Source organism: Mycobacterium sp. (assembly GCF_035633495.1).
Taxonomy (GTDB): Bacteria; Actinomycetota; Actinomycetes; order Mycobacteriales; family Mycobacteriaceae; genus Mycobacterium.
In genome coordinates this window covers 1-8,111 of the sequence record NZ_DASQEU010000065.1, presented here as the reverse complement: position 1 = coordinate 8,111, position 8,111 = coordinate 1, and the positions used below count along the sequence as shown (strand labels likewise).

Annotated in this window: 8 protein-coding genes and 2 pseudogenes; 5 read left to right on the top strand and 5 right to left on the bottom strand. The window is 65.4% G+C overall.

The features are described 5' to 3' along the window. Both VET27_RS11145 and VET27_RS11140 read left to right on the top strand, forming a co-directional pair. Positions 1–402, top strand: a pseudogene (locus VET27_RS11145) (lipid-transfer protein); the annotation flags it as partial. Further along, positions 402–1,577 carry a thiolase family protein gene (locus VET27_RS11140; protein ID WP_526517967.1) on the top strand — a complete coding sequence of 392 codons (1,176 nt, stop codon included), beginning with the start codon at positions 402–404 and terminating at the stop codon, positions 1,575–1,577. The pseudogene VET27_RS11145 and the gene VET27_RS11140, both read left to right, overlap by 1 nt. A gap of 2 nt (positions 1,578–1,579) precedes the next feature. Here the strand turns inward: VET27_RS11140 and VET27_RS11135 are convergent, their stop codons facing one another. Further along, positions 1,580–1,876, bottom strand: coding sequence for a hypothetical protein (locus tag VET27_RS11135; RefSeq protein WP_526517965.1), 297 nt, complete (start codon positions 1,874–1,876; stop codon positions 1,580–1,582). Positions 1,877–2,187: 311 nt separating this feature from the next. Here VET27_RS11135 and VET27_RS11130 point away from each other — a divergent pair, with 311 nt between their 5' ends. Beyond that, positions 2,188–2,808 (top strand): hypothetical protein, encoded by a 621-nt coding sequence (locus tag VET27_RS11130; protein ID WP_526517963.1) that lies wholly within the window; start codon positions 2,188–2,190, stop codon positions 2,806–2,808. Positions 2,809–2,811: 3 nt separating this feature from the next. Here the strand turns inward: VET27_RS11130 and VET27_RS11125 are convergent. Next, a pseudogene (locus VET27_RS11125) lies at positions 2,812–3,296 on the bottom strand (gamma carbonic anhydrase family protein). Positions 3,297–3,395: 99 nt separating this feature from the next. Between VET27_RS11125 and VET27_RS11120 the strand changes: the two are divergent. Both VET27_RS11120 and VET27_RS11115 read left to right on the top strand, forming a co-directional pair. Then, positions 3,396–4,550, top strand: a complete 1,155-nt coding sequence (locus tag VET27_RS11120) for a 3-ketosteroid-9-alpha-hydroxylase subunit A (protein ID WP_526517961.1) — start codon at positions 3,396–3,398, stop codon at positions 4,548–4,550. Beyond that, positions 4,547–4,996 (top strand): hypothetical protein, encoded by a 450-nt coding sequence (locus VET27_RS11115; RefSeq protein ID WP_526517959.1) that lies wholly within the window; start codon positions 4,547–4,549, stop codon positions 4,994–4,996. The genes VET27_RS11120 and VET27_RS11115 overlap by 4 nt, the downstream gene beginning before the upstream one ends. Positions 4,997–5,077: 81 nt before the next feature. Here VET27_RS11115 and VET27_RS11110 read toward each other — a convergent pair whose 3' ends face one another. From VET27_RS11110 to VET27_RS11100, 3 genes are all read right to left on the bottom strand, one after another. Next, positions 5,078–6,223, bottom strand: coding sequence for a sulfotransferase (locus VET27_RS11110; protein ID WP_526517957.1), 1,146 nt, complete (start codon positions 6,221–6,223; stop codon positions 5,078–5,080). A 13-nt stretch (positions 6,224–6,236) separates the two neighbouring features. Then, positions 6,237–7,034: an SDR family NAD(P)-dependent oxidoreductase gene (locus VET27_RS11105; RefSeq protein WP_526517970.1), complete on the bottom strand. Its 798-nt coding sequence runs from the start codon at positions 7,032–7,034 to the stop codon at positions 6,237–6,239. A 12-nt stretch (positions 7,035–7,046) separates the two neighbouring features. Continuing rightward, on the bottom strand, positions 7,047–8,111 hold a 1,065-nt coding region (locus VET27_RS11100), incomplete at its 5' end, for a hypothetical protein (protein ID WP_526517955.1).

The following is an 8,111-nucleotide window of genomic DNA, read 5'->3' as shown; positions in this document are numbered from 1 at the left end:
CGCGAACTGCGCGAGCACCCGGCCTGGATCACCGGCATCGAGCACCGCATCGAGACTCCGATCCTTGGCGCACGTGACCTCACCACCTCCCCGTCGACGGCGGCGTCGGCGGCGGCCGCGACCGGTGGTGACGCCGGGTCGATCGAGGTGGCCGAGCTCTACGCCCCGTTCAGCCATCAGCAGCTGATCCTCACCGAGGCCATCGGGCTGGGTCCGTCGACGAAGATCAATCCGTCGGGTGGGGCGCTGGCCGCCAACCCGATGTTCTCGACCGGCCTGGAGCGCATCGGCTTCGCGGCCCGGCACATCTTCGACGGTTCCGCCCAGCGAGTACTGGCGCACGCGACGAGCGGGGCTGCGCTGCAACAGAATCTGGTCGCCGTCATGGAAGGAAAGAACTGATGGCCGGACAACTTGCCGCCGTTCTGGGCACCGGGCAGACCAAGTACGTCGCCAAGCGCAAGGACGTCTCGATGAACGGCCTGGTGCGCGAGGCCATCGACAAGGCACTCGAGGACTCGGGCAGCACGTTCGACGACATCGACGCCGTCGTGGTCGGCAAGGCGCCCGACTTCTTCGAGGGCGTCATGATGCCCGAGCTGTTCATGGCCGACGCGGTCGGCGCAACGAACAAGCCGCTCATCCGGGTGCACACCGCAGGGTCGGTCGGCGGGTCCACCGCGATCGTCGCCGCCAGCCTGGTGCAGTCCGGCAAGTACAGGCGCGTGCTGACGATGGCCTGGGAGAAGCAGTCCGAGTCGAATGCCATGTGGGCGTTGAGCATTCCGGTCCCGTTCACCAAGCCCGTGGGCGCCGGTGCGGGCGGCTACTTCGCCCCGCACGTGCGGTCCTACATCCGGCGCTCGGGCGCACCGACGCACATCGGTGCGATGGTCGCGGTCAAGGACCGGCTCAACGGTGCGAAGAACCCGCTGGCACACCTGCACCAGCCCGACATCACGCTGGAGAAGGTGATGGCCTCCCAGATGCTTTGGGATCCAATCCGATTCGACGAGACCTGCCCGTCGTCCGATGGCGCCTGCGCGCTGGTGATCGGCAACGAGGCGATCGCCGACGCCCGGGTCGCCGAAGACCATCCGGTCGCATGGATCCATGCCACGGCACTGCGCACCGAACCCCTGGCCTACTCCGGGCGTGACCAGGTCAACCCGCAGGCAGGCCGCGACGCCTCCGCGGCGTTGTGGCGCGATGCGGGCATCATCAGCCCCATCGACGAGATCGACGTCGCCGAGGTGTACGTGCCGTTCTCTTGGTTCGAGCCCATGTGGCTGGAGAATCTGGGCTTCGCCGCCGAGGGCGAGGGCTGGAAGCTCACCGAAGCCGGCGAGACCGCGATCGGCGGACGAATCCCGTTCAACCCGTCCGGCGGCGTGCTGTCGAGCAATCCCATCGGTGCGTCGGGCATGATCCGGTTCGCCGAGTCGGCCATCCAGGTGATGGGCAAGGCAGGCGACCATCAGGTCGAGGGTGCCCGCAAGGCGCTGGGTCACGCGTATGGCGGTGGCTCGCAGTACTACTCGATGTGGGTGGTGTCCGCGGACAAGCCGAGCACGTGAGCCTACGAGTGATTCGGGCAGTTCAGGTCCAGGGTCGCGACGTTCAACCGGCTGGGGTCACGCAGCACGCCGTTGTCCTCCGTCCCGCGCAGACCGTTGACGCCGAGTACGGTGCACTGCGCCAGTGGCACGCTCACGCTCTGGTTGATCCGCACCGTGTAACCCTCCGACTCGAGTGCGCGGACTGCGGCGTCCGCCGGTCCTCCGGTCAACGGCACGGCGGCTGCCGTTCCGGACAGGCCCAGGCTCCCTGCAGCTAGAGCGCAGAACGCGGCGGCGGTAATGGCGAACTTCTTCATGGTCTTCTCCTTGGGTGAGGTGGCGGTCGGGCCGATGTCTCGGTGCTGATCAGCCTGCTCTGGCGCGGGACGCGGAGCTTGGAGAGCGAATGGAGAATGCGTGGAGATTCACGGTCAGCGCGGCGGAATCGTCATTGCATGGATCTTCGACGAACTCGCTTTCGACGCGCCCTTGGAAAGGGAGCGGACCGGGACCGCTCGGAGTCCGTAGCTTTGCGAGGCGCGAGTGCTGACGCGTACGCTGAAAGGACATTTCGCTCCAACCCGCTTCGATTTAGATAACTTTCAGATAACTGTTGCCTCTCTCACACTTGCCTCGAACCCTCTTCGCCGCCCTGGCGACTCTTCTCGCCATCGGGATGAGCGGCTGCTCGCCGTCCGACCGCGGCACCGCGCAAAGCACCGCGCCAACTCTGCCGATCGTCCCCTACGCGCCGTCGACCACCTCGAAGTCCCCCGCGACTTCGGCCGCCACCGACTATCGCCGCCTGCTGCTCTCCGCCGCCGACCTCACTGACGCGGACGACACGTTCACCGAGCGGTCGAAGGAGTCGCAACCCAACGGCACCCCCGGGGCCAGCGCGTTCTTCGTCAACGGCGGCGACGACCGGGCGATCAGCGACACATTCCTGGTCTACCCGGAGTCGGCCACTGCCACCGCCACCCTGAAACAGGCCGCCGGGACCCTTCCCACGCTGGTGGCAGGCGGGACTCCGACGCCACTCGCGGTGGGCACCGACGGGGTGACGATCTCGGGTACCTACCCGGACCAGGACAAGGCAGTCACCCTCGTCTTCTTCACCGAAGGCCGGGCGTTGGTCCGGTTGGAGTTCCAGAGCGCGACCGGCGACACGACCATGGACCAGTTCGTCACCAACGTCGCCAAGATGCAGCAGATCGCCCTGCGGATCGGGCTCGCCGAACCTCAGTAGCCGCTACTCGGCGATCGGCACTAGCCCGTCCAGGTACCGGCGCGCAAGGTCCTGGTAAGCGCCAGGGTTGACGTTCACCCACATCTCCGCGCCCGTGCCGGCGATCGGGCCGCGCACCGTGGCGGGTGCCCCTGTGACGAACACCTCGTCGGGGATCTTCGTGCCGCCGGTCACCAGCGAGTGCGCCGCCACCAGGCTGCGCCGCCCGATGACGGCGCCGTCGAGCACCGTGGCATGGTTCGCGATGACCGCCTCCTGACCGACGTGCACGCCATGGATGACGCAACCATGCGCGACGGTTGCCCCGGGACCGATGTCTACCGGGATGCCTGGCGGGGCATGCAGCATGCAGCAGTCCTGCACGTTCGCACCCTCACGGACGATGATGGGCGCGAAGTCGGCCCTCAGGACGGCGTTGAACCAGACTGAGCGACGAAGGCTCCTGCGTCGACGACAGGCGATCGACCCTCGAATGCGTACAACGGCATCGTCTAGATATACCGCAGGTCGATGCGATTGCATTGCGCGCCAGACGGGAAAAACTGTAACGTGTTCTAGTTAGACAGTAACGAAACGGGAGGCCCACCGTGAGTACCGAGTCAAGCGCGGGATCCGCGAGTATCCGCGAGATCGACACCGGAGCGCTGCCAGACCGCTATGCGCGCGGCTGGCACTGCCTCGGGCCGGTGGCGAACTTCACCGACGACAAGCCCCATTCCGTCGAAATCTTCGGCACCAAGGTGGTGGTCTTCGCCGACTCGCAGGGCGAGCTGAAGATCCTCGACGGCTACTGCAGGCACATGGGCGGTGACCTGTCGCAGGGCACCATCAAGGGCGACGAGGTCGCCTGCCCGTTCCACGACTGGCGCTGGGGCGGCGACGGCAAGTGCAAGCTGGTGCCCTATGCCAAGCGAACTCCGCGGCTGGCCCGCACCAGGGCGTGGACGACCGACGTCCGCAGTGGACTGCTGTACGTCTGGCACGACCACGAGGGCAACCCGCCGCCACCTGAGCTGCGCATTCCGGAACTTCCCGAGTTCGCCAGCGACGACTGGACCGACTGGCGCTGGAACTCGATCCTCATCGAGGGTGCCAACTGCCGCGAGATCATCGACAACGTCACCGACATGGCGCACTTCTTCTACATTCACTTCGGGCTGCCCACGTACTTCAAGAACGTCTTCGAGGGACACGTCGCGTCGCAGTACCTGCACAACGTCGGCAGGCCCGACGTGAACGACCTGGGGACCGCCTACGGTGAGGCGCACCTGGATTCGGAGGCGTCGTACTTCGGCCCGTCGTTCATGATCAACTGGCTGCACAACAACTACGGAGGGTTCAAGGCCGAGTCGATCCTGATCAACTGCCACTATCCCGTGACGCAGGACTCGTTCGTACTGCAGTGGGGCGTCATGGTCGAGAAGCCCAAGGGCATGGACGAGAAGATGACCGAGAAGCTGTCCAAGGCGTTCACCGAGGGTGTCAGCAAGGGCTTCCTCCAAGACGTCGAAATCTGGAAGCACAAGACCCGCATCGACAACCCGCTCCTCGTCGAGGAGGACGGCGCGGTGTACCAGATGCGCCGTTGGTACCAGCAGTTCTACGTCGACGTCGCCGACGTCACCACAGACATGACCGACCGGTTCGAGATCGAGGTCGACACCACCGCCGCCAACGAGAAGTGGCACGTCGAGGTCGAGGAGAATCTACGCAAGCGTGCCGAGGAACAGCCGGCGACATGACACAGGCGCCGGACGCCGACCGACTGGCGCGCTCGATGCTGGCCCTACTCGGTCACGACGATGACGAACACCCCGCCGGGAACGGCAGGGCGGCGGGAACCTGGTCCAAGGCACCCGATTTCGCTACTGACCCCGAGCGGGCGGCCGCGGTGAAGGCAGCCTCCGCGCGGGATCGGGAGCGCTACCTGAACTCGGGCCTGACGCCCGTCGACTGCCGTTTCTGCCACGTCACCGTCGCGGTCAAGAAGGTCGGCGCCGAACATACTGCCGTGCAATGGAGTTCGGAGGCCACCCAGCGCTGCGCGACGTTCGCCGAGGTGCGTGCCAACGGCGGCGACAGCAGTCGCAGCCGATCCTGCCCCAAGCTCTCCGACAGCATCAAGCACGCGGTCGCGGAGGGATGCCTCGAAGAGGAGTCGACGGCGCCGTCGCCTGGCGACGGGTGACCCGAATCCCCCGCGAGCAGACGCAAATGCACCCATAAGCCGGCGTGTCGCGACCACTTTGCGTCTGCTCGCCAAGACTTCTCACAGCCCGGCGAAGCGCTCCTTGACCTGTTCGTCGGTCAGCCCGTAGTCAGCCAGCGAGTAGGTGTGCTTGGGCGCCCTCGGCCCCTTCTGGCTCTCGGCATGCATCGCCGTCATGGAATCTCCTGCGGTGTCGGTGAAGTCGATGTCGAACTTCTCATACACCTTCTCCACGACCGAGATCGGGTCCTTGATGAACTCGAAGTAGTCGAGATCGTAGAACTGCGCCGGATCGTGCTTCGCGCGTTCGGCGTTGAACAACTCCAGGCCTCGTGACCAGGTCTCCAGCGAATCCTGCCCGATCACCTCGCCGAAGAAAACATTCGACCAGCCCTCGGTGGTGTGCTGCGCCAGTGAGCACATCGACGCCATGATGGTCTCGGCGGGACGGTGACACTGCACCACCAGCGCGTCGGGATAGGTGGCGAACAGCGCATCGAGCGCGAACAGATGGCTCGGGTTCTTCAACACCCAACGCTTCTCGGCGTCGTTGAGCCCGATCAATTGAAGGTTCTTGCGATGCCGCTGATAGGGCTTCGTCCAGTCCTGTTGCGACAGCCACCGCGAGTACGTCGGCAGGTGCGCGAGCGTCTCATAGGACACCGAGTGCAGCGACTGGCGCAACAGCTGCCAGCACTCCTCTACCTCGTCGGCGGTCATGTAGTGCAGGCCGGTGTAGTCGGGGTTCTCCTCGTGGGCCTTGCTGAACTGGGCGTCGACCTGCTGGAACACCGGGTTCTGCGACCAGGTTTCGCGTCGCGGCCGCGGCTGCGGGAACTCGGCCAGCCAGAGTTCCAGACCCTGATGCCTTGGGTCTGCGGTGAGCAACCGGTGGATGGCGGTGGTGCCCGTGCGCGGGAGTCCGGTGACGAAGATCGGCCGCTCGATCTTCACGTCCGCGTGCTGCGGGTACTGCGTGAACGCGGCCTCGGACACCAGTCTGGCGACCAGCGCGTTGCGGACGAAGAACCGCTGCATCTTGCTGCCGAACTCGGTGAGGTCGGCATCGCGGCGAAACGAATCGAGCAGCACGCCGAGCGCTTCGCGATAGTTGTCGTCGTCGACGCCGAAATCATCCAGACCGCAGGCCTTTACGGCCGACGCATGAAGGTCGTCGACGGTACCGACATCGGTACGCATGCTCATGTCTCGACTCTCATCAGGCCTTGTACTCCCCGCAGTTCACGTCGAGGGCCTGGCCGGTGATGCCGCTCGACAGGTCGCTGGCCATGAAGAGGATGGCCGCGGCCACCTCGTTCTCGGTGGGCAGACGCTTGAGGTCGCTGTTGACTGCCGCCGCCTTGTAGATCTCGTCGACAGTCGTGCCGTACTTGCCTGCCTGGTGTTCGAAGTAACCTTGCAGCGTGCCGCCCCAGATATAGCCGGGCAGAACCGAATTGACGCGGATACCCTCCTCTCCCAGCTCGGTGGCCAGGGACTGCGACATCGCCAGCAGTGCCGACTTCGCGATCTTGTAGGCGCCGTACTTGGCCTGCGAGTGGCGCACCACCATCGAGTTCACGTTGACGATCGACCCGCTCGCCTCGGCAAGAGCGGGGGTGAAGCCCTGAATCATCCGCAGCGCGCCGAACACCGTCAGCTCGATCGCATCCCGCATGTGCTCGAAGGTGGTGTTGGCCAGTGGCCGCATCGACGGCACCCGGAATGCGTTGTTGATCAACACGTCGACCCTGCCGTAGGCCTTGAGCGACTCCTCGACGAGATGGTTCACCTGCGCCTCGTCGGTGATGTCGGTGCCCACGGACATCGCGCGACGGCCCAGGTCGGTGATCTGCTTGGCGACGTCCTCAAGGCGTTCGACCGTGCGCGCCGCGAGTACCAGATCAGCACCCTGCTCGGCACACCGCCGCGCGAGCGTCGTACCCAGCGCGGGGCCGACCCCACTGATCACGACAACTTTGCCTTGAAGAAGTCCGGCTGTGTTTTCTCCCAGCATCCCACCCATGTGTCAACCCACCATTCTCTCGCCAATTTGCCTCTGACGTAGCGCGATCCGCGCTCGCCAGTCGTCGTCGGAGACCTTGTTGAACTCGTAGTTCGGCAGCGTGGTCGCGACCGCGCCGAGGTCCACCAGTTCGACGTTCGGGCCGTCGGTCCCGGTCAGCTGACGGGACACCCGCTGCCAACGGAACTGCAGGTAACCCTTGCGGTGACCGAGCGTCTCCACCCAGTTGGTCACGCCGGGGTTGCCGTCGGACACGACGATGCGTATCTTGCCGTCCGGATCCACCTGCGCCTGAGTGCCATTGAGCGAGGTCTGGTGGTTGATGTAGTCCAGCGAGATGTACCACAGGCTGCCGAGCTGGAACCCGAGGTACGGCGCATCCGTGACGGGCAGTGTGATGATGAGCGCCTGATCCTCGGTCAGATCGAACTGCCCGGCCGACGAGTACTGCGTGGCCAGCCCACCGGGCGTCAGCCGCGGCGGGACCATCGTGTTCGCCGGGCTGTCCGTATAGAACCACTGTGGGAACTGCAGCCAGGTCTTGACGCGCTGAACGAGCTGCTTACCCGCTACGGCGTAACGCTTCTCGAGGAGTTCCTTGGTCAGTGGAGGCGGTGCGGTGCCTTCGGTGTCGGTGCGCGCGATCGCGAAGGTTCCGCGTCGCGCGGACCAGTCGTTGTACACCTCGCGGATCACCAGTTGGGAGGGAGTGGCCGGCGTGAAACGCCATTCGAACGTGCCGTCGCTCGCGACGTCGAGCTTGCGGTCGTCGAACGCCGTCTCGCTGTCCGGCACGTTGTCGTCGGTGTACTCGCCGCCCAGCAGTTGGAAGCTGACGTCGGTAGTGGTGCCGCGCGTGCCGGTGACGACGTATTCGCGGCCTGGTTGCACGCGCGTGCCGAAGTACATGGTGTCGGGGTTGTCGAGGCCCATCTTGGTGAACGGGCCGGTGCCGCTGTGCAGAAACGGATGGTCTCGGTCGTAGTCGAACGCGACGTGGGTACAGCCCGAGATGCAGCCTGCGAGGTACTGCAAACCCTCGAGCAGGTCGGCCTCGGACTCGATGAA

Excerpts from the sequence above, each read along its gene's own strand:
- VET27_RS11140 (WP_526517967.1), top strand. The coding sequence starts at position 402 with ATGGCCGGACAACTTGCCGCCGTTCTGGGCACCGGGCAGACCAAGTAC.
- VET27_RS11135 (WP_526517965.1), bottom strand. The coding sequence starts at position 1,876 with ATGAAGAAGTTCGCCATTACCGCCGCCGCGTTCTGCGCTCTAGCTGCA.
- VET27_RS11115 (WP_526517959.1), top strand. The coding sequence starts at position 4,547 with ATGACACAGGCGCCGGACGCCGACCGACTGGCGCGCTCGATGCTGGCC.
- VET27_RS11110 (WP_526517957.1), bottom strand. The coding sequence starts at position 6,223 with ATGAGCATGCGTACCGATGTCGGTACCGTCGACGACCTTCATGCGTCG.
- VET27_RS11105 (WP_526517970.1), bottom strand. The coding sequence starts at position 7,034 with ATGCTGGGAGAAAACACAGCCGGACTTCTTCAAGGCAAAGTTGTCGTG.